This window comes from Planktotalea sp. (assembly GCF_050633725.1).
Classification (GTDB): Bacteria; Pseudomonadota; Alphaproteobacteria; order Rhodobacterales; family Rhodobacteraceae; genus Planktotalea.
Genome location: NZ_JBOEHB010000033.1, coordinates 34,064 through 54,342 on the forward strand (window position 1 = coordinate 34,064; position 20,279 = coordinate 54,342).

At 53.4% G+C, this 20,279-nt stretch carries 23 protein-coding genes and 3 pseudogenes; 13 read left to right on the top strand and 13 right to left on the bottom strand.

Going from position 1 to position 20,279, the window contains the following annotated elements; genetic code table 11:
• From ACRBCU_RS18360 to ACRBCU_RS18370, 3 genes and pseudogenes are all read right to left on the bottom strand, one after another.
• Nucleotides 1-167: pseudogene (locus ACRBCU_RS18360) on the bottom strand (1,2-phenylacetyl-CoA epoxidase subunit PaaA); the annotation flags it as partial.
• Between the two features lie 33 nt (nt 168-200).
• Nucleotides 201-1,403, bottom strand: a complete 1,203-nt coding sequence (pcaF, locus tag ACRBCU_RS18365) for a 3-oxoadipyl-CoA thiolase (protein WP_431366850.1) — start codon at nt 1,401-1,403, stop codon at nt 201-203.
• Nucleotides 1,404-1,590: 187 nt separating this feature from the next.
• The gene (locus ACRBCU_RS18370; protein WP_431366851.1) at nt 1,591-1,932 is read right to left on the bottom strand and encodes a RidA family protein; all 342 of its coding nucleotides are present in this window, start codon (nt 1,930-1,932) and stop codon (nt 1,591-1,593) included.
• A gap of 170 nt (nt 1,933-2,102) precedes the next feature.
• Here ACRBCU_RS18370 and ACRBCU_RS18375 point away from each other — a divergent pair, with 170 nt between their 5' ends.
• Nucleotides 2,103-2,423, top strand: coding sequence for an ArsR/SmtB family transcription factor (locus ACRBCU_RS18375; RefSeq protein ID WP_431366852.1), 321 nt, complete (start codon nt 2,103-2,105; stop codon nt 2,421-2,423).
• Nucleotides 2,420-2,833 carry an SRPBCC family protein gene (locus tag ACRBCU_RS18380; RefSeq protein ID WP_431366853.1) on the top strand — a complete coding sequence of 138 codons (414 nt, stop codon included), beginning with the start codon at nt 2,420-2,422 and terminating at the stop codon, nt 2,831-2,833. The genes ACRBCU_RS18375 and ACRBCU_RS18380 overlap by 4 nt, the downstream gene beginning before the upstream one ends.
• 254 nt (nt 2,834-3,087) lie before the next feature.
• Here ACRBCU_RS18380 and ACRBCU_RS18385 read toward each other — a convergent pair whose 3' ends face one another.
• Together ACRBCU_RS18385 and ACRBCU_RS18390 are read right to left on the bottom strand one after the other, a co-directional pair.
• Nucleotides 3,088-3,300 carry a hypothetical protein gene (locus ACRBCU_RS18385; RefSeq protein WP_431366854.1) on the bottom strand — a complete coding sequence of 71 codons (213 nt, stop codon included), beginning with the start codon at nt 3,298-3,300 and terminating at the stop codon, nt 3,088-3,090.
• A gap of 72 nt (nt 3,301-3,372) precedes the next feature.
• Complete coding sequence (locus ACRBCU_RS18390) at nt 3,373-4,602, bottom strand: urate hydroxylase PuuD (RefSeq protein WP_431366855.1); 1,230 nt, start codon at nt 4,600-4,602, stop codon at nt 3,373-3,375.
• Nucleotides 4,603-4,697: 95 nt separating this feature from the next.
• On the opposite strand from ACRBCU_RS18390, the gene ACRBCU_RS18395 reads away from it, so the two are divergent.
• The 5 genes and pseudogenes from ACRBCU_RS18395 (at nt 4,698) to ACRBCU_RS18415 (ending at nt 9,619) form a co-directional block, all read left to right on the top strand.
• Nucleotides 4,698-5,615, top strand: a complete 918-nt coding sequence (locus tag ACRBCU_RS18395; RefSeq protein WP_431366856.1) for a LysR family transcriptional regulator — start codon at nt 4,698-4,700, stop codon at nt 5,613-5,615.
• 106 nt (nt 5,616-5,721) lie between these two features.
• Entirely contained in the window at nt 5,722-7,473 is a 1,752-nt protein-coding gene (locus ACRBCU_RS18400) for a tetratricopeptide repeat-containing sulfotransferase family protein (RefSeq protein ID WP_431366857.1), read from the top strand.
• Between the two features lie 33 nt (nt 7,474-7,506).
• A pseudogene (locus ACRBCU_RS18405) lies at nt 7,507-7,605 on the top strand (LysR family transcriptional regulator); the annotation flags it as partial.
• A 158-nt stretch (nt 7,606-7,763) separates the two neighbouring features.
• Entirely contained in the window at nt 7,764-8,060 is a 297-nt protein-coding gene (locus ACRBCU_RS18410) for a hypothetical protein (RefSeq protein WP_431366858.1), read from the top strand.
• On the top strand, nt 8,057-9,619 hold the full coding sequence (locus tag ACRBCU_RS18415) for a hypothetical protein (protein WP_431366859.1): 1,563 nt from the start codon (nt 8,057-8,059) through the stop codon (nt 9,617-9,619). The genes ACRBCU_RS18410 and ACRBCU_RS18415 overlap by 4 nt, the downstream gene beginning before the upstream one ends.
• Before the next feature lie 41 nt (nt 9,620-9,660).
• Here ACRBCU_RS18415 and ACRBCU_RS18420 read toward each other — a convergent pair.
• The 5 genes and pseudogenes from ACRBCU_RS18420 to ACRBCU_RS18440 form a co-directional block, all read right to left on the bottom strand.
• Nucleotides 9,661-9,911: pseudogene (locus tag ACRBCU_RS18420) on the bottom strand (hydroxyisourate hydrolase); the annotation flags it as partial.
• Nucleotides 9,908-10,189: a PqqD family peptide modification chaperone gene (locus ACRBCU_RS18425; protein ID WP_431366860.1), complete on the bottom strand. Its 282-nt coding sequence runs from the start codon at nt 10,187-10,189 to the stop codon at nt 9,908-9,910. The pseudogene ACRBCU_RS18420 and the gene ACRBCU_RS18425, both read right to left, overlap by 4 nt.
• Nucleotides 10,190-10,242: 53 nt before the next feature.
• A complete protein-coding gene (locus ACRBCU_RS18430; RefSeq protein ID WP_431366861.1) occupies nt 10,243-11,226 on the bottom strand; it encodes a hypothetical protein in 984 nt (327 codons plus the stop codon).
• Nucleotides 11,227-11,275: 49 nt separating this feature from the next.
• On the bottom strand, nt 11,276-13,210 hold the full coding sequence (locus ACRBCU_RS18435; RefSeq protein WP_431366862.1) for an asparagine synthase-related protein: 1,935 nt from the start codon (nt 13,208-13,210) through the stop codon (nt 11,276-11,278).
• A gap of 100 nt (nt 13,211-13,310) precedes the next feature.
• On the bottom strand, nt 13,311-13,463 hold the full coding sequence (locus ACRBCU_RS18440) for a hypothetical protein (RefSeq protein WP_431366863.1): 153 nt from the start codon (nt 13,461-13,463) through the stop codon (nt 13,311-13,313).
• Nucleotides 13,464-13,848: 385 nt separating this feature from the next.
• Between ACRBCU_RS18440 and ACRBCU_RS18445 the strand changes: the two genes are divergently transcribed.
• Nucleotides 13,849-14,340 (top strand): hypothetical protein, encoded by a 492-nt coding sequence (locus ACRBCU_RS18445; RefSeq protein ID WP_431366864.1) that lies wholly within the window; start codon nt 13,849-13,851, stop codon nt 14,338-14,340.
• Nucleotides 14,341-14,362: 22 nt separating this feature from the next.
• Here the strand turns inward: ACRBCU_RS18445 and uraH are convergent, their stop codons facing one another.
• Nucleotides 14,363-14,716: a hydroxyisourate hydrolase gene (gene uraH / locus ACRBCU_RS18450; protein WP_431366865.1), complete on the bottom strand. Its 354-nt coding sequence runs from the start codon at nt 14,714-14,716 to the stop codon at nt 14,363-14,365.
• A gap of 146 nt (nt 14,717-14,862) precedes the next feature.
• Between uraH and puuE the strand changes: the two genes are divergently transcribed.
• The 5 genes from puuE (at nt 14,863) to ACRBCU_RS18475 (ending at nt 19,242) form a co-directional block, all read left to right on the top strand.
• On the top strand, nt 14,863-16,260 hold the full coding sequence (gene puuE, locus ACRBCU_RS18455) for an allantoinase PuuE (RefSeq protein ID WP_431366866.1): 1,398 nt from the start codon (nt 14,863-14,865) through the stop codon (nt 16,258-16,260).
• Complete coding sequence (locus ACRBCU_RS18460) at nt 16,257-16,742, top strand: ureidoglycolate lyase (protein ID WP_431366867.1); 486 nt, start codon at nt 16,257-16,259, stop codon at nt 16,740-16,742. Before puuE ends, ACRBCU_RS18460 begins: the two co-directional genes overlap by 4 nt.
• A 54-nt stretch (nt 16,743-16,796) precedes the next feature.
• Nucleotides 16,797-18,122 carry a uracil-xanthine permease family protein gene (locus tag ACRBCU_RS18465; protein ID WP_431366868.1) on the top strand — a complete coding sequence of 442 codons (1,326 nt, stop codon included), beginning with the start codon at nt 16,797-16,799 and terminating at the stop codon, nt 18,120-18,122.
• 115 nt (nt 18,123-18,237) lie between these two features.
• Nucleotides 18,238-18,576, top strand: coding sequence for a VOC family protein (locus tag ACRBCU_RS18470; protein WP_431366869.1), 339 nt, complete (start codon nt 18,238-18,240; stop codon nt 18,574-18,576).
• A gap of 192 nt (nt 18,577-18,768) precedes the next feature.
• Complete coding sequence (locus tag ACRBCU_RS18475; protein ID WP_431366870.1) at nt 18,769-19,242, top strand: tRNA (cytidine(34)-2'-O)-methyltransferase; 474 nt, start codon at nt 18,769-18,771, stop codon at nt 19,240-19,242.
• A gap of 79 nt (nt 19,243-19,321) precedes the next feature.
• On the opposite strand, the gene ACRBCU_RS18480 is transcribed toward ACRBCU_RS18475, so the two are convergent.
• Both ACRBCU_RS18480 and ACRBCU_RS18485 read right to left on the bottom strand, forming a co-directional pair.
• On the bottom strand, nt 19,322-19,528 hold the full coding sequence (locus ACRBCU_RS18480) for a cold-shock protein (protein WP_431366871.1): 207 nt from the start codon (nt 19,526-19,528) through the stop codon (nt 19,322-19,324).
• Nucleotides 19,529-19,837: 309 nt separating this feature from the next.
• On the bottom strand, nt 19,838-20,128 hold the full coding sequence (locus tag ACRBCU_RS18485; RefSeq protein ID WP_431366872.1) for a DUF1244 domain-containing protein: 291 nt from the start codon (nt 20,126-20,128) through the stop codon (nt 19,838-19,840).
• Nucleotides 20,129-20,279: the final 151 nt, after the last annotated feature.

The window sequence follows — 20,279 nt, forward strand, 5'->3', positions numbered from 1 at the left end:
TCGGAATGGGCGTGCTGGCCGATCTGGCGGATCAGGGTCTTGCGATAGCCCGCTGGCATCCAGTCCTTTGGTTCGATCTTTTCGTTCGCGTCGATGCGCTTTTGAAACGCTGCGAGCTTTTCAGGATCGTCCTGCGTGGCTTCGGATTTGATCATCTGTGCATACATGTTCGTTTCCTTTTCGCTTCGCTCTTTGGGGGGTTAGACCCGTTCGATAATGATTGCTGCGCCCTGACCGACGCCAACACACATGGTGCACAGCGCGTATTTGCCGCCTGAGCGTTTGAGTTGATGTGCCGCCGTGAGAACAAGGCGCGCGCCAGACATGCCAAGGGGATGACCAATCGCAATTGCACCGCCTTGGGGGTTCACGCGTGGGTCATCATCCGCAACGCCCAGCTCGCGCAGAGTTGCGAGACCTTGGGAGGCGAAAGCCTCGTTCAGTTCGATAACATCCATATCGGCGACGCTCAGACCTGCGCGCTCCAGAACTTTCTGGCTGGCAGGGACAGGGCCAATACCCATAACGCGCGGCGCAACGCCAGCAGAGGACATGCCAACTACGCGCGCAAGCGGCGTGAGCGAGTGTTTGTAGAGCGCTTTGTCCGAGGCGAGCAGCAGCGCCGCTGCGCCATCGTTCACGCCGCTGGCATTGCCTGCGGTCACTGTGAGATCGGGGCCATTGACGCCTTTGAGTTTCGCCAGCTTATCAACACCTGTGCCGGGGCGGGGGTGTTCGTCGGTATCAAAGACAATCGGATCGCCTTTGCGCTGAGGCACGTTCACCGGAACGATCTCATCCGCGAAAAGACCTGCCTCATGCGCGGCGGCCCAAGCGGCCTGCGAGCGGGCGGCGAAGGCATCCTGATCCTCGCGCGAAATATTGTAATCGGCAGCGACATTGTCAGCGGTTTGCGGCATGGAATCCACGCCATACGCCTCTTTCATTCTGCGGTTGATAAAGCGCCAGCCAATCGTCGTGTCATAGACCGAATTGGCACGGGTAAAGGCGCTGGTCGCCTTTGGCATCACAAATGGCGCGCGCGACATGCTTTCGACGCCGCCTGCAATTGTCAGATCATAATCGCCCGCCTTGATACCGCGCGCAGCGAAGCCAACAGCATCCATGCCAGAGGCGCAAAGACGGTTGATCGTGGTGCCCGGAACATCCTGCGGAAGACCCGCCAAGAGCGCAGCCATACGTGCAACGTTGCGATTGTCTTCGCCTGCCTGATTGGCAGAGCCGTAGATTACGTCGTCAACCTTTGCCCAATCCACACCAGTGTTGCGCTCCATAAGCGCTGTGATCGGCAAAGCCGCCAGATCATCGGTACGAATAGAAGAGAGCGCGCCGCCGTAACGTCCAATAGGTGTGCGCACGCCGTCGCAAATATAGGCTTGCATAGATGAAAGACCTCCCGAGTCACTGGTTCCCGAGAGGATAACGGATTTGACGGGTTTGACGCAAGAAAAAGTTACAAACTTTCACGGTATGGGAAATTTTTGTAACGTAATTCGATTGATACCATCTCGCGCGCTCACCCTGCTTTGGTCGTCAAGCCAAGCCTACGGCCCCAATTGCAGTCGCAATTTAGTCGTAGGCGGCGTCCACGATGATTTCGACCCGCAGCTCTTCCCGGGCCAGTTTCGCCTCACCACAGGCGCGCGCAGGGGCATGACCTTCGGGCACCCATGCGTTCCAAACTTCGTTCAATCCGGCAAAGTCGCTCATATCAGCAAGCCAAATCGTCGCCCGCAACATTTGCGTGCGTGACGAACCTGCTTCCGTCAGCAATGCATCAACACGGCGCAGGCACTCCGTCGTTTGCTCTTGAATGCTCGCGCCTTCAGCGACTTGCCCTGAGAGATACGCAATCCCATTGTGCTTAACAATTTTCGACGCGCGCGCCGTCGTGCCAATCCGTTCAATCATCTTGATCTCTTTCTGAAGCTTCACAATTGTTGTTTCGCAGAACAGATGAATGTTCAAGCGCATCAAATTTTGAATAATAACATAATCCTCATTATGCCAATTCGAAGTGCTTGACATGATACCATTCAGTATCACATAAAGGGGTACCAAATGGTAACACAAAGGTACACATGACCCACGCACACCAAATGGGCTTTCGCGCTCTCGCAGACCCGACACGACGCGGAATTCTACATCTTCTTGCGGAGCGAGACATGACGATCGCGGAAGTTGCCGAGAACTTTCAAATGACACGTGCAGCCGTAAAGAAACATCTGACCATCCTTAAGGAGGGCGATCTGATCTCGATCCAAACCATTGGGCGCACACGGGTGAACGCGATCAATCCCGATGGGCTAAGGCAGATCTCGGATTGGTTCAGCTATTTTGACGCCTTTTGGGATGAGCACCTTAGCGTTTTGAAAACCGAAATTGAAAAGGACACGACATGAGCGAAACGACCATCCACAAAACAATTTATCTGAAAGCGACCCCCGCTCAGGTTTGGGAATATTTGACTGACCCAGACAAGCTGGCCACCTGGTTTCACAAACCTAAGACAGCTCTCACAAAAGGCCCATATGAAATGTTCGGCGCAACAAGCGGTGACAAGTTGATGTGGGGTGAGGTTCTGGTGTCCGAGCCACATACACGCCTCGAATATACGTTTACGATTGCCCCTATGGGCGACGCGACAAGCACGGTGAAGTGGACTCTCGATAACGTCGCAGGCGGCACCCGCCTATCTCTGGTTCATGAGGGACTGCCCGTCGGTGAAGAAGCGTTCGGCCTTACGCTCGCCCTCGATAAAGGATGGGACGAACATTTGGGACGGATGCGAAACGGAATCGATGCAGCCTAAGCGCAACGTCATATCCAATCGTAACCTGATTGGATATGACGTCTATCCCGTTTGCTGATTGCCATTGTTACAACTCTCAACATCGAGAGTCGTTGCAAAGTGCCGATTGCAGCTAAGGTGGCACCCTTCCGCAAAGCATGGCGCCGTTTTACTTCCCAACCCCGACTCAATTATGGACACGCGACTGTTTTCGATCACGCGCTCCAGCATGGATAGCGATATCTTCCTTTTGAATTTGCGCCCAACGCAACAAGCTAATTTGTCAGACGATTAAGCACCAAAACACCCGCAGTTGGGTTGTCATTTGGAACACCCGAATTCGGCCGCTCGTAGCTGGCTCTTAGATCGTGAATATCCTCACAAATCCGAGCCTCTTGCGCAAACGCTGCGCCAGAAAATGCGATCGTGCAGAAAACCACTGAAAGCGTTCTTACACCGAATAAATTCGAGATTTTTTCCATATTCATGCGAAGGTCGCACAAACAATTTAAAGCAAGATTAAGCCGGCTTTTTACCAAACCAACCTATGTCACTTTTGGTTAACCCGCGTTCCTGAACCACTTCACAATTTGGACACGGTCTTCTTCCGAAAGCTCGGTGATATTCGCAGGCGGCATCGCATGGGACACCCCCGCTTGCAGGTAAATCTCGCGCGCAGAGCGTACGATGTCGTAGCGGGTTTCCAAAAACACGCCCTTGGGTGCCCAGCGAATACCATCCCAGCTTGGCTCGCGCGCGTGGCACATTGAGCAGCGGCCAAGCACGATGTTTTCGACCTCCTCAAACCCTGCCGATGCCACCAGCATTTCTTGATGCGGTGAAAGCGCCTGCGCCTCAGCCCGATCATAGTCCTGACCCCATGTATTCGCCGTGGACAGCCACGCGATGATGATCATCAAAATCACGGTCACAACCCACGTCCAGCTTGGCCCCTTGCCCGTCGCATGCAGCGTGTTGAAATAGTGACGGATCGTGACGCCCGTCAGGAAAATCAACGACGTAATGAGCCACGCATACTCCGTGCCAAAGGACAGCGGATAGTGGTTCGAAAGCATCAAGAAAATGACAGGCAGCGTCAGATAGTTGTTATGCGTGCTGCGCAGCTTGGCGATCTTGCCGTACTTCGCATCAGGCGTGCGACCTGCCTTGAGATCAGCAACAACGATGCGTTGGTTGGGCATGATGATACAGAACACATTCGCCGTCATGATCGTCGCCGTGAATGCCCCTAAATGCAGCAAAGCTGCGCGGCCTGTGAAGATCTGGTTATAGCCATAGGACATCGCCACAAGGATCACGAACAAGAGCACCATCAAAAGCGTCGGCGTCTCGCCCAGCTTCGATTTGCACAGGTAGTCATACGCGAGCCAACCGACGGTCAAAGAGCCCGCAGAAATCACGATCGCTTGCCATGTGGACAGATCAGCCTTGGCGGGATCAATCAGGAACAGTTCCGCGCCTGCCCAATAGACAATCATCAGCAAAGCCGCGCCAGAAACCCAAGTCATATAGCTCTGCCATTTGTGCCAGATCAGATGCTCGGGCATATTCTCGGGCGCGACCAGATACTTCTGGATGTGATAAAATCCACCGCCATGCACCTGCCATTCTTCGCCATGCGCCCCCACGGGCATATCAGGCGCTTTCTTCAGGCCCAAATCCAGCGCGATAAAGAAGAAAGACGCGCCAATCCACGCCATCGCGGTGATCACATGTAGCCAGCGCACCACGAACGAGAGCCAGTCCCAGAGAATTGCAAGATCATACATGAATGGCGCTCCTTATCCTGCGGCCAAGACTATCCAATGGTTGATTTTTCGACTATAATTGTCATTCCACAAAGAGTGTCAAAAATCGCCTAACAATGTCCTATTTCGATAACCTTCGCACATTCGTTCGCATCTATGAACTCGGTAGTATGTCCGCCGCCGCGCGTGATCAACGCATTTCCCCTGCTGTCACCTCTGCGCGCATTTCCCAGCTTGAGTCCCACCTCGATGTACGTTTGTTCCAACGTACGACCCGTTCGCTTACGCCCACGGAACAAGGGCGCATATTCTATAACGGCGCTTGCGCGGTTCTGGAGGCTGTCGAAGCCGCCGAAGCAGGGGTTGGCGACGCTACCGAAAACCCGCGCGGCACGCTGCATATCGCGGCCCCCTTGGGGATTGGGCGCCGCCTGATCGCGCCGCATGTGCCTGACTTTGCCGCTCAATATCCGCTGGTCGATGTGCGTCTGCGCATGACGGACCGCAAGATCGATTTGACTGCCGAAGGCCTCGATATCGCCTTTTTCCTTGGCCGCCCCGAGGATTCAAACATGCGCATCCGCAAGATCGCCGATTGTGAGCGCGTGCTCTGTGCCAGCCCTGCCTATATTGCGGAACATGACCACCCCAATAGCGGATCAGAGATAGATCGCGGCAAGCACAACTGCCTCAACCTGCGCTTTCCCGGCGCGACCGAATTCCAATGGGAGCTGTCCACGCCTGATGGTCCGCGCAAGTTCGATGTGCAGGGCCGCTTTGAATGTGACGACAGCGATGTGCTCACCGATTGGGCCTTGCAAGGCGCCGGCATCGCCCTGCGCCCCGTCTTCGAGATCGCGCATCACCTTGACGCGGGCCGCCTAGTCGCCGTTGCCGAGGACACCCCGCCCCTGCCCGTTCAAATGGCCTGCCTTTACACCCACCGCCGCCACCAAGACCCCAAAGCGCGTCTGTTCATGGAGTTTATGATTGAGAGGATAGAGAGTGCTGTAAAGGAAACGTGGAAAAACTAAGCACACTTAGGCACGCCGCCTAAAGAATACGCGCGTAGCCTAAAAGACAGTGTCATTTAATGACTTCGACTTGAGACACTCTCACCGAATGTAACAGTTCTGTGACATGAGTCATTCCGCGATACACCCGCACAATCAAGATTTAGAACAGGCCAACGCGATCTATCAAATGATCGCGACCAGCCCTGCCAACGCATGGAAGTACGCGCGCAAGGCGCTGAAAACATTTCCGAAAAGCGAACGCATTCAATTTGTTTCTGGCTTAGCACAAATCGCGCGGGGCAAGAAAAAGGAAGCGCGGGTTCATTTTGCCAATGCAATCAAACTCGGCAGCGCCTCGCCCGACGCCTACACTAACCTTGCACAACTCTCTGCGGAAGTTGGGCTATTTGACTCCGCACTCAAGACGCTGGATCGCGCGGACAAGAAATTCGGCAGGACTGAACGATTGTTATCAACCCGTATCGCAGTTTTGCGCATGTGCGGTAAAATCGATCGGGCCTTGGCCACATCGCAAAACCTATGTGAAATGGTGCCAAACGATCCGAATGTGATGCTGACGCACGGGCTTTTGTTGGCAGATAACGCGCAGCTTATGAACGCAATTCGCACGCTCGAACACCTAAGCCAGCAGCATCCTGAACACGTACCAGCGTTGTTAAATCTTGGACGTCTCTATGCCTTAACCAATCAGGGCGCGCTGGCGTTGCAAGTGACAAAAACGGCGTTCTCGCTCGCCCCAAACATGCCCGAATGCATCGAAAATCTGGCGCTTCGCTACCGTGAGCAAGGTGCCTTTAGCGATGCGGCACAGTTGTTTCAGCAGCTCACTCAAAAAGACCCAGCCATTGCGCCCGAAGCGTTTAGACAACTGTCAGACATCGCCCCACTCGAGAGTTTGCAAAAACTGCGCAGCGACATCAAAGCCATCAAAGCTGGCTCTTTCAATGCACGCGCGCATCTTGAATTTGCGCTGGCTGGCATCGCAAAACGGCTGAACGAACCAAAGGCTTTTACCCAATCCATCATCCATGCAAACCGAAATATGGCCAAGCTGCGTTCCTATGATGCTGACGGTGATGCACAGATTCATTCGAGCCTACGGTTACGATTTCGCCAAGAACCTGATCTCGCCGATGCAGCCGATCCGCTAAACGCAACGCCGATATTCATCATGGGCCTGCCGCGATCTGGTACGACGCTGCTCGAGCGCATGTTGTCGATGGCTCCAAATGTGGCCGGCCTTGGCGAAGTCGCCCTGTTGAACCGCCACTTCGCCCAAGCGCTGGCCAAAGACGCGCCCTTCGCCGAAGACTTTGCAACTCTTCGTGCGCAATATGCGAAGTTCCAAAACGCGGTCGGCCCTGCCCAATGGACCGTCGACAAAATGCCTTCGAACTACATGTCCATTGGCTGGATCAATCGAGCTTTCCCTAACGCCAAATTGATCGTCCTCCGCCGAGACCCAAAAGACCTCGCGCTGTCCATCTTTGAAAACTACTTTGATGATGCGAGTCAGAATTTCTCGTTCGAAGAAAAACGAATTCAAGCAAAGTTTGCGCTGTTCGAAGAAACGCTCACCGACTGGCGCGCTCTGGACGCGCAGTTTCTAGAGATCAACTACGAAGACCTCGTCGCCGCACCAAACGACAGCATGGAGACAATCTGCACCTATTGCGGTTTGCCGTTTGAAGGTGCGATGCTAACCCCGCAGGCGAACACAGGGACGATCAGAACCGTGAGCAGCGTTCAAGCGCGCCAAGGGATCACACAGGACAGCATTGCGCGCTGGACGAAATATCCAAATGTGCTACCGCGCATTTTCAACGACGAACACCGCCGCGTAAAGCCGACCTAAACTTCGTAACTTCGATCCCTTCCTACCCGTTCAATGACCCGCCTCTACACCCACCGCCGCCACCAAAACCCCAAAGCGCGGCTATTTATGGAGTTTATGATTGAGAGGATAGAGGGGGCAGTGGAAGGGTGAAGTGTATCAGCTAAACGGTCGTTTACTTGATACACTTAGCTGGAAGCTCGTCAAAAAAATCTTTCAAAGACATCCCAAGGTCGACCTTTTTTAGATATACCTTGAGTGTTAGTTCGTCGTTTGATCTAAGTCATATGGTAATTAGAGGATAGATTTTGATGCCAGATTTTGAAATTGTACTAAGCGGCCGGAAAAGCGATGTCGAAAAATGTTTTCAGGCACTGAAGGCACTTGAAAATGTTCAGGCTGTCACATCAGAGGTAAAGCCAAACATTCCTTCGATAATGACACGAAAAACGAATAATCAATTCGAACTATATGAGGCTGTTGTGACCATCGCGCTGGGTATCGCTTCGGCAGGCGCATATGATGGTGTAAAAGCAGCTATCAAATTACTCGCAAAAGATAAGAACGTCTCTGTCGACGTAACTTCTGAAAAAGATCCAGAAAATTGATACCAAACGTACCTATTTTTGGACGCCCTACGCACAAATCCTTCATATCGAACTCACATTATGATCCGTTTTTCCTGATCAACTGTAATGCTCACCGCTTACGAGAAGCGGCTCCTTCAGATATCTCAAGTTCGCTAGAATTTCATCTAACTGAAGTACATGAACGAACTCATTGGCTTCAACACATTGGTACAACGTTCGGTTCTTTTTTGGATGCGCTGCGATCTTCGCAAAGATACACACTTTTGCGTTTCTTACGCGACGAATCTCGTCAAAAAAGGTCTGAAATTATAAGGGCGCGCTTTGAAGATGGCATACCACTTATCGAGACCAATCCAAAGACCCAACGTATACGCTCTGATGACCCTGATCTTCACAGCTATCTGAATATCCTGAGGCAAATTTGGTTTGACCATCAGTGGCTTCACTCAAATTTGGAAGATGCTAGAACAACAGATATATTGGGAAACCCTCCAGTACAGGCAAGTAGCTACGTATTAGCTGACGTAATCATGAATTGTTGCGATACATTTGGTTTCATATCTGACGACGTTCGTTCCGCGAGACATCATCAAACTCGGGAATGGTATTTTGCAGCTGACAGCAGTCTCTCTGACGTCGTCATAAATACTGGGAATGGTCATCAAAACTTAACGTCCATATCACTTATGGAGTGTTCGGCTTCACTGAATGAACTGCAGCAGCTCCAGAATGGGGTTATACAAACAATACTTGGAAGCGATTTTGAAAAAATAGCACGGCAACGATCCGAAGCCTTTCATGACAGCACTTACTCACTACCGTTCATAGTATTTCAGCAAGCATCACCCACGCATTCCCGTGATCGGGAAACGGCACTCGTGACCCTAAATTTATTAATTTACTTTGCTTTAAACCCCCCCCTACCGCCACGCGTACTTTCTGAACCAAGGCGATCATATCGTTGGTCAGAAATTTATCCCCCAATGCGCTTCATAGCTGCCCTCAGAGTCCTAAGAGAGGTAAGACAGCTTTCTGACCCAGATTCCCTGACTGAAATGCAAGCATTTTTAGATGGGGTCGTTGATGCCACTAAGCTGCCATTCTCTGGGAATGACTCGATGCCTAAGCGTTCAGGACACAAACTTGATTTTAACGCCCTTGCCCGTCAGAAAGATTTCCCAGTAACAATTGATGACGAACTTGTAGTTCAAGCGCAAATCCAATCCGATAAGATACCAAACCGCCTAGCCCTATTTGCAAATTATGCAAGTTGCGTATCGGGAGAACTGTGCCCATCATTTGTTGAATTGCTCGTTGGTGATAGCGAGACATCTAAACTCATGAGGCCACCCCTTGAGTTCCTCCCAAATGGTGAAATTGGCTTTAGTGGTACACCAGAATTTGGTAATAATATCGTTCGATCTGTTGCGGTTTCACACGGCCTTTTTGAGGTTGCTTGCGGGCGTGGAGAGATAGCATTATCGGGCTTGCCAAAAGTTGTTCAGGAAAGTGAAGGGCTAGATAGCTTCGTAAAAAAGTCCATTTCTCATATGATTATAGATACCGATAATCAGTAATAGTATCCGTATTAAATTAACATAATTTCCATTATCCTCCTTCAACTCCCCCGATACGTCGAAAACCCAAACGGCGAGACCAACAAAGGCACGTGATAGTGAGCTGCCTCTGACATACAGAAACGGATCGGGTTCGTGTTCAGAAAGCGGGGCTCTTCTGGCGTGACGCCGCAGGCATCAAAGTAGCCGCCGCGGTGGAACACCAGCTCGTATTCCCCAAGCGCGAACTCTTCTGCGAGCAAGATTTCCGCGCGTCCGCGCGCCAGTCGCCGTTGGTCACGACGGTTTTCAATCCGCTTTGATGACCAAGCCGTTGCTTTGTAGGTTTTCCATAAAGGCCGCGATCTCTGTGGTGAGTTCGTGAGCCGGGTCAACCTCATGAGTCTGGCGCACATGCGCGACGATCTGAGATAGGCTTGCAGGGCTTTCCAGCAGCTCCCAGATTATCGAACCCGTGCCATTGAGAGCGAAATATGCGCCCTTGTCGACATGCATCATGACGATTTCGCCGTCCATATCAGTAGCAACAATATCAGGGTTTCGTTCAAAAATGGGATCAGGGGCGCTCATTACGCTTGGCTTTCTAATTAGACATCAATTTTTGCAAACTCGTGCGCATCCGATCAGGCGTTGTCAAGCAGCGCGTCCAGCAAGGGCGCGATCGTAAAACCAGTTTTCGGGCGCGTGACGCGGTAGATAGGGATGTCTTTTGCCAAGGCCGCGAGGCGCTCCAGAGATCCAGCTTCCAAGCCTAACGCCCGAAGATATTCGGGCCGGTACAAAGCGCGGCGCATTGCGACAAAGCGCTCCATCCCGCTCACGCGCGCCGTGCTCACGTGATCCGTTTCCGCAGTTTCCAGACAAAACATAGCTCTGATCGGTTGCGGGGACGTCGCATGAAGGGTGCCCAAGGGCAGGTTGAACTTGGCATCCTGCGCTCTGACCCGCGCCAAGGGTTCCGTATCAATATCCAAGGCAGCCGCAGCATCCTGCCAAAGCTTGGCCCGCGCCATACCGGGATGCACCCGACCAGCACTATCCACCGGGCAGACATCATCTGACAAAACATGAAGCCCGCGTTGCATCAAGGCGACGGCAGTCGTTGATTTGCCCGCACCAGACGGCCCGACACAGATGAGCGCGCCACTGCCAGACGGATGAACCACCGCGTTGCCATGGATCACCAAATAACCGCGCTGGACAAGCAAGGCGCCAAGTCCTGAACCAAGGATAAACAAGCGTAGCGCATCGTCCGGCACACCTGGCGCTGGCGCATAAGTGAGATGCGTTCCGTTTTCGATCATCATCCGTACGGTGTTTGGGATCGAAAGCCAAAGGCGATTGGACTCTGCTCCAATAAAGGGATTGGGGCCAAATTGCTCGGGCACGAACCCTCTTTGGATGACAATATCAGGGCTCGAAGGTGCGCTTGGCGCATTAGCATAGTCAGATAGGTTTTCACGCATCGGCAAAAGCTCTGGCAAGTCCAGCGTGCTTTGAACCCACAAACCATAAACAGTTTTGTTCCAAACAATCGAACCTTGCGAGACCTCAGCGAGACGATTGTCTATGCCAGAGGATCCAGCACGTTGATCGACGTTAGACATAGGGCGGCAGTTCCAATCAGGATACAAAACTTCGACGCACTCGACGATATCACTTGGCTTTCGTCTTATCTAGATTGGCCTGCACCACTTTCATTGCGGCGACCGCAGAAAACGAAACGTTGGTTGGTAGACCTCTTGGTGGACCGCCAGCTGCAATCTCGCGCACATGGGCCTCGGCTTGCTCCATCGTCGGCAGTAGCGCCAATTGCGTACGGATGTAGGGAAAATCAAACCATTCGTGCAGCCGTTTATCCTGTGCGAGCTCTTCAAATTCGGCTTGAAGCATTTCTTTCGTCCTCGCCACATTCAACACCATTTCAACAAGCGGATAGCCCACGCTTGCCTTTAAGCGCGCCTCATCACTGACGATACCCTCCATCGCGGCGCGCACAGGTGCGCGAAACAGACCATCGCGTTGCTCAAACTCGGGTGGACATGTCAGGGCAAACGCGTTCAGCGTTCGGTCTAACAAAGGATGGACATACCGAATGCCATTGCGAAACCCATGGCAGGCGAGAATTTCCATTCGAAAGGGCAAAATTGGGTTCCCTAGGCGTCTGCGCCGGTTTTCCTGTGTATCTCCAACCCGAAAATCTAGCCGCGGACTATCCCGCCGAAACGCAGGCTTAAGCCCAGACATCGCACGATAGGTTTCTGCTGGGCTTCCCTTGCGCTGACGCAACAAAATCGCGCGCAATTGGCTCTTCGCAGGTACAAAGGCATCAAAGACGCTTTTGGCATAAAACCTGACTGCACGACGCGGGCTCATCCTTTGAGCGCGCGACATATCACGCAAGGCTCTGAATTTCCCGGTTCTCAAGAGCGCCGCCGCGACGCCAAAGCCTTTATAACTGACAGCATCATCTCCCCCCCAGCCTGTCAAAATCACGTCCGCACCACTTTGTTGTGCGGCAACGGTCAGGCGAAATTCAGGGGTGTCCATCACAAATGAGATAGGATCAATGCGCGGCGTCATCCATTCTGCGTGCTCGGGCTTTTTGATCTTTTCATGCGAAATTCGATTGGACCGCGCCACCACCGATGCTGCAATCTCTGTCTCGTCCAAGATGCCGGGGTATGTATCTGACGCCGCATCAGACGCGGCGTAGGTCTTGGCAAAAATATGCTGCTGCTCGCCCAAATGGCGCTCTGCCAGCATCGTGACACTTGTTGAATCCAAACCTGAAGACATCGACGTCGCTATATCGCCTTGCGCTGGCAAGCGGGTTTGCACCGCTCGGCTCATCAATCGGCCCAACTCGGCGCTCCACCCATCGAACGTTTTAGGGGTGTCACTTGGTCTTGGTTTCAGGGTGGTAAGCGATGTGTAAATGGCATCCGGTTGAGCAGACTGAAAAGTTATTTGCGTGCAAGCGGGGACGCGGTTTAGCCCCTTTACCAAAGTCTGAGGCCGATCCGCAGAGCTACGCGAAATCATATCGATCAACCCGTCAAGATCAGGCTGGTCGGGGACACATCCAGATGTCACCAACACTTCAGGAAGTGAAGAAAATACAACGCCGCCCTCTGGCATGCGCGCCCAAAAAAGCGGACGCACACCGAAAGGGTCGCGTCGCAATATGAGCCTGTTAGTGCTCGCATCAAACAGGGCAAACGCATAATCGCCATCGAGTTGATCCAACCCCGCCTCGCCGCTTTTCTCGTATAGCTGGGCGATGAGTTCAGCAGGCGCGCAATCAGCGGCCAAATCATGGGCAAGAGCTAATGCGGCAGAATTAACAAGCCATGCATCCGCCGCCACTTTAACCGAGCCAAAGCGGGACAGGCCCTGAGCCTCGGGCGGCGCTGCATTCGCTGCGTTAGACGGCAGTGTGACACTTGCAAACGCAGCCGATGACAGATGCAGCGACTGGCTGGCACCTTCCTCGCCGCGAAACGCAGCTTGCTGAAAGGCACGCCGTTGAGCGTCAAGAGTAGCCTGCGGATCGTTTTGCCACACAGCACCCAATAGCCCAGTTTGCATGATCAGGTCCTTTGACGGGGTAACCTTTGACTTGGCGTGAAGATTTGTGACAACGGTTGAGCACAGCTCAATGCCCCTGCCAGATCAAGCCAAAGCCAAATTAAGACATCTGAAAAAAGCTCGGATCAAAGCTTGGAAAATCCGCTTCAAACGCGCCCGCAAATGACCCTTGCGTTTCAGACACATCCAAACTGGTCAACTTTGGTGCCTCATAGGGTCGCTTCTGTTCTTCGGGGCGGGTGCGTTTTGTCATGCTTCTATCCATTTTCACCAAGGACACCGCAATGCTTAACGTGACAACCGATTTTTCGCTAGAGCCATCTGTGCAGATGAATCAAAATCTTCATGGTTATAGCCAGACTGCTCACCGTTTGATCTTAGCGCTCAGCAACCACGCTAATTCCTCACGCGCCACAACCAGAAAGCTAGCATATTTCATCTAACGCCAAGCAACAAAAGCGATCGCTTACTCAGGTGGCATTGCCCCTTCATCTACGGCATCCAGTGGTGTCACGACGAGCTGGTACCATATGTAATGTCGCAAATAGCGACTCTTTCATTGCCCGCAAAATCTTGACTGTATTACCATTGGTTGTAAAAATTGCTCATCCAATGGCAACCTATTTACGTTTAAACCCATGGCAAAAAACCTTATTAAATCCTCTTTTGGAAAGATTTCAGCACTGCTCGCCGCAATCGGTAGCGTGATCGCAATTATCACATTTGCACAATCATTTGGTTATCTTTTGCCTCGCGAGCCTTCACCAGTAGATGGGCTTAAGAAGGCCAAAATCAAAGATGTTCAATGGGCTTTTGGTAAGTGGTGTGGTCACATCCCCTACTACAACAAAGACATTGTCATATTTGGAGAAGAACAAGGCAGATTTGTTTACAAGTATTTTCAAGCACCGATAGAGTTCACCGACAGCACAGGCCAAGTACGAACACTTGGAAATGAATGGTTGGATCAATCTCATGCAAAACTATTCATAGAAGGCAATCAATCTTTTGTTGCCGAAATCGAAGACAACTGGATTGAATCATGGGGGCTAACAATAGCTGAAACTCTTCAGGTTTTCAGGCTAAACGACGACCAAACCCCCACAATGGAGTTCACGAGATGCGGTTAACGTAATTTCCGTTTTCGCGCGCTCAACTCCCCCGATACGTCGAGAACCCAAACGGCGAAACAAGCAGTGGCACGTGGTAATGCGCGGCCTCTGACATGCCGAAGCGGATTGGGACAACATTCAGAAACCGCGGCTCTTCTGGCGGAACTCCGCAGGCATCAAAATATGCACCGCAGTGGAACACCAACTCGTATTCCCCAAGCGCGAACTCCTCTGCGGGTAGGATCTGTGCGTCTGTGCGCCCGTCATCATTGGTCACGACGGTTTTCAATTTCACCCGCGTCTCGCCCTCGATGCGATAGAGGTCAATCGAAATGCCCTCCGCAGGGCATCCCCGCGCCGTGTCGAGCACATGTGTTGTCAAAAATCCGGCCATCAAATCCACTCCTCGAATTGCTTGATAAATATGCACTTTTGCACCTAAGGGCGAAAGTTTGTTCAATCCTATAGTGCATTCGGTTTTTTTTGAAAAAACTTTGTGATTTTCTGGTCTATCACCAGCGCACCTAGGAGAACGACTAAATGACACGCTATCCCCGCGATATGCACGGCTATGGCGCAACGCCACCCGCTGCGAACTGGCCCGATGGGGCCAAGATCGCGGTGCAAATCGTGATGAACTACGAAGAGGGCGGAGAGAACAATATCCTGCACGGGGATGCCGCATCAGAGGCGTTCCTCTCCGAGATCGTCGGCGCGGCCGCTTGGCCCGGTCAACGTCATTGGAACATGGAGAGCATTTACGAGTACGGCGCACGCGCTGGTTTTTGGCGCTTGCATCGTTTGCTCGAAAATATTCCCATCACCGTCTACGGCGTCGCGACCGCCCTCGCCCGCGCCCCTGCGCAAGTACGCGCGATGAAAGAGGCAGGCTGGGAAATCGCCAGCCACGGTCTCAAGTGGATCGAATATAAAGACGCCTCTCCCGAGGATGAAAAGACCGACATGGAAGAGGCAATCCGCCTGCACACCGAAGTTGTTGGCGAGGCACCTGTGGGTTGGTACACGGGGCGGTGCTCTGACAACACCGTGCGCCTTGCGGCTGAAAACGGCTCGTTCAAATATGTGGCCGATGCGCTCGCCGATGATGTCCCCTATTGGATGGAGTTCGGCGATCATGATCAGCTTGCCGTGCCTTACACAATGGACGCCAACGATATGCGGTTCGCCACGCCGCAGGGGTTCAACACAGGCGCGCATTTCTTTGAGTATCTGAAAGCCAGCTTTGATGTGCTCTATGCGGAGGGCGGGCGCATGATGTCGATCGGTCTGCATTGCCGCCTGATGGGGCGCCCCGGCCGCGCGCAGGCCTTGCAGGATTTCCTTGAATACGCCAACGGACATGAGGGCGTTTGGTTCGCCACGCGCGAGCAGATCGCCGATCATTGGGCTGCCGAAAACCCCCATGTGCGATACGCGCGCCCTTCTGAGATGAGCCGCGAGGCCTTTGTTGCCAACTACGGCTCGATCTTTGAGCATTCACCGTGGATCGCCGACGGCGCTTTTAATCTCGAACTCGGCCGTATGCATGACACTGCCATTGGATTGCATAACGCGCTCTGCCGTATATTCCGCTCCGCGACCGAAGAACAGCGCCTTGGCGTGTTGACGGCCCACCCCGATCTCGCTGGCAGGCTGGCGCAGGCGAAAGGCCTCACCGCTGAAAGCACCTCCGAGCAAGCCGCCGCAGGGCTCGATTATCTCACTGACGACGAGAAGGCGACGTTCACCAAGCTGAACGAGGACTATGTCAGCAAGCATGGCTTCCCCTTCATCATCGCTGTGCGCGATCATAACAAGGCGAGCATTCTGGACGCCTTTCATCGCCGTATCGACAACGACCGCGACACCGAATTTGCAGAGGCCTGCAAACAGGTCGAGCGCATCGCCGATTTCCGTCTGATGGATGTGCTCCCATGATCAAGATCATCGCGCAGCCGATCACCGCCGCAACCTTTGCGCCTTTTGGCGATCTCATTGACTGCGCTGGTGATCCTGACGCGATCATCAATCTTGGCAAGTGTGGGCGATATCATGATCGCGCGCTGATGGACTTTGACGGTGGCCGCGCAGGCATCAGCTTTTTCAAGGCCGAGCTGCGCGCCCTGCCCTATGAATTCGGCCTGCTCGAACGTCACCCGCTCGGCTCTCAAGCCTTTATCCCGATGAGCGAACATGGCTTTCTTGTCATCGTCGCCAGCGATGCAAACGGGGTGCCAACGGAGCCGCAAGCCTTCCTGACCGAACCGGGTCAAGGCATCAACTTTCACAAAGGCACGTGGCACGGCGTTCTCACGCCGCTTAGTGGCTCAGGACAATTCGCCGTCGTCGACCGTATCGGGGACGGCGACAATCTAGAAGAATTTTTGCTCGAAACACCACATATTGTGGTAGAGGGCTAAATACGGTCGACACAGAAGCGACCAATACCAACAGCTATGAAGGGGAGAATACCAATGGCTGACACTTCAATGGGCGCATATAGCGATCCAAATACGACGCCCCCGCTGGGGCAAGCAATCCCGCTCGGGGCGCAGCACGTTCTGGCAATGTTTGCCTCTAACGTCACGCCGTCGATCATCGTTGCGGGCGCTGCAGGGCTGGCTTTTGGCGGAGCTGAGCAAGTTTACCTGATCCAGATGGCAATGCTCTTTGCGGGTATCGCGACGCTGTTTCAAACCGTGGGCATCGGCCCAATCGGCGCGCGTCTTCCGATTATGCAAGGCACCAGCTTTGCATTCGTTGGCGTTCTCGCCGGTATCGCCGCAACCCAAGGCCTAGGCGTTGCGCTGACCGCCTGCATCATCGGCGGCGTTGTCCACTTCCTGCTCGGCGGCGTCATTCAGCACCTTCGTTGGATGTTCCCACCGCTTGTGACGGGTCTCGTGATCCTTGCCATTGGTCTCTACCTCATCCCTGTTGCGATCAAATACGCAGCAGGCGGCGCGGCGTCCTTCCAGATGGAAGCAGAAAGCTTTGGCTCGCTCAAGCATTGGTCGGTTGCGCTGACAGTGATCATCGTCTCGTTGATCCTGAAGTTCTTCACCAAAGGCATCCTCTCCAACGCAGCGATCCTTGTCGGCCTGCTTGCGGGCTACGCTCTCGCATTCGCACTTGGCATGGTGAACTTTGCCGCGGTCGGCAAAGCTGGCTGGATCACAACGATCAAGCCTTTGCCATACGGGTTTGAATTCAACCTCGGCGCGGTGATTGCTGTCACGCTCGTTTCCATCGTGTCGGCGATTGAAACCGTGGGCGATGCCTCTGCAACGACCAAAGCAGGCGCAGGACGTGAAGCAACCGATGAAGAGATTGCAGGCGCAACATATGCGGATGGCCTCGGCACGGCAATTGCGGGTGTCTTTGGTGGTCTGCCAAACACCTCCTTTAGCCAGAACGTTGGTATCATTGGTATGACGGGCATCATGTCCCGCCACGTTGTTACTATCGCTGGCGCGATCATGATCCTCTGTGGCCTTGTCCCAAAGATCGGCGCGCTTATCGCATCTATGCCTTTGCCAGTGCTTGGCGGCGGCGTGATCGTGATGTTCGGCATGGTTGCCTCAGCGGGCCTTAATGTTCTCGCAGAAGAGAAAATGACCCGCCGCACGATGATCATCATCGCCGTGAGCTTGGCGTTTGGTCTGGGTCTCAACCTCGTACCAACTGCGGTTCAGTACCTTCCGGGCGTCGTGAAAACACTCGCAACATCTGCAGTGGCACCAACCGCGCTTATGGCGATTGTCCTGAACTTGGTTCTGCCAAAAGACGAAGACGCCTGATTAATTCTGGCACTTTAGAAGACGGAAAGGCGCTCCAAGATGGGGCGCCTTTTTGATTGCACCTACCTGCTCTCACGTTAGGCTAACCAAACAAACGCACGCCAAAGGGATCACTATGTCAAACGCCGCCGCGACACCAATCGCCTATGTAGAATTCACATCAAACGAGTTGGAAAAAACGCAGAGCTTTTTCCAAGACGCCTTCGGCTGGAGCTACATCGACTATGGCGACGATTACAAAGACATCCAAGGCGCGGGGCTTGGTGGCGGCATAGAGCGAGGAGCCTTGCGCGCGCCATTGGTTGTTCTCAAGACCGACGATCTGGAAGCGATGTTGGACAAAGTCAAAGCCGCCGGCGGCGAAATCACGCAAGACATTTTTTCCTTTCCTGGCGGGCGCAGGTTCCAGTTCAAAGAACCGGGTGGAACCGAGCTTGCCGTTTGGGCCGAATAGCATGGGCGCGGCTGCGAACACAGCGATTGGTACTTAACGCTCGCAAAGCAGGGTGCGTGAATCACACACCCTACGGGCTGTTCGAGCGGTAAGGTGTGTGGTTTCCACGCACCTACGAGGAACCACTGTTCTTGTTCGCCTCACCCCGCTAACAGGGTAAAAACGGTCCCGTCTCAGAAAGCTCGCGTCCCAATGGCCAAACCACGCATGAAAATCGTCCTTGTGACCCCGGAAATCCCATACAACACAGGCGCGATTGGACGCACTTGTGTTGCACTAGAGCTTGAGTTGATCCTGATAAAGCCACTAGGTTTTTCGCTCGATGAAAAGGCCGTACGCCGCGCTGGAACGGACTACTGGAAACACGTCAAACTAACGCAATATGACAGTTGGCAAGAGTTTCTCGAAGAACAAAAACCCTCCCGCGAGAACCTGTTCTTCTTTGAAGAACATGGCGCACAGAGCGTTTTCACACCCGACTATCCACAGGATGCTTTTCTTGTCTTTGGCTGTGAATCCGCTGGCCTTCCGGGCACGATCTTGGACGGCATGGAAGATCGTACCTTCAATCTGCCGATGATCAGCCCCTTGGTGCGGTCTCTCAACCTTGCCAATGTGGCAACAGCTGTGATCTACCAAGCCATGCGAACGCAATTGAGTTCATAGCGCGCAACCAACGAAAAAGGGCGCTTCGAAACGAAGCGCCCAATCTCATAACTTTCAAACAGTCCCGAGGGACGCTGGCTTATGCCAGTGCGATGTTGATCGCTGCCTCACGGCCGTCACGGCCGGGCTCGATGTCGAAAGTAACTTTCTGACCATCGGGCAGATCGCGCAGACCAGCGCGCTCAACTGCGCTGATGTGGACGAATACGTCCTTGGAACCGCCTTCAGGCTCGATGAAGCCGAAGCCTTTAGTTGCGTTGAACCATTTCACAGTGCCGTTAGCCATGTGAGTCTCTCCTTAAAGTAACCGCCCGCATTGTGCGGCGGCTTTGGCGCAGTCAGAGCAAGATCGAGGGACTGCAGTTCGGGTAGAGACTGAGGTCGATAGGATAACGTCGCAGGCGCTACATGGAGGTATCGCTGGAATTTTGCAAGACCTTTCACACGTGAAAACAGAACTAAGTCCTTGATATTTCGTCATTAGCGTGTGAAACGCCACAATTTGTTCTTGTTTTACCCCAAATTTCAGGCGATCTGCTCACCCGTGAAACTGCGTCGAGTGCAGTTAGGTAAACTCGCCCTATGCGAGAATCGGTCAGCCGTGATTCTTCGCGAATGCCGCCTTCTGGTCGTCGGTCGCCTCTACCTGATATTTGTCGCGCCATTCGTCGAACGGCATGCCGTAGAACGCCTCACGCCCTGCGGCCTTGTCCATTTCAATCCCACGCTCATTGGCGGCTTCCTGATACCAGCGGCTGAGGCAATTCCGGCAGAACCCGGTCTGGTTCATCATGTCGATATTCTGCAGGTCGGTGCGGTCCATCAGGTGGTCGCGCAGGCGGCGAAAGGCGGCGGCTTCAAGTTCAAGCTGGGTTTGGGCGTCCATGATGTGTCTCCTGTTTCTGCGCAGCTTACCATCTGGCGGCGGGAAGCGCTGTGCGGTTTTTGGTCGTTGTTTGGGGGTTTTGTTGAGGATCGTCCAAAGGTTTCTCTTCAGCGCACCCTATGCCCAGAGAACTAAGGCCCGCGACCGCCCG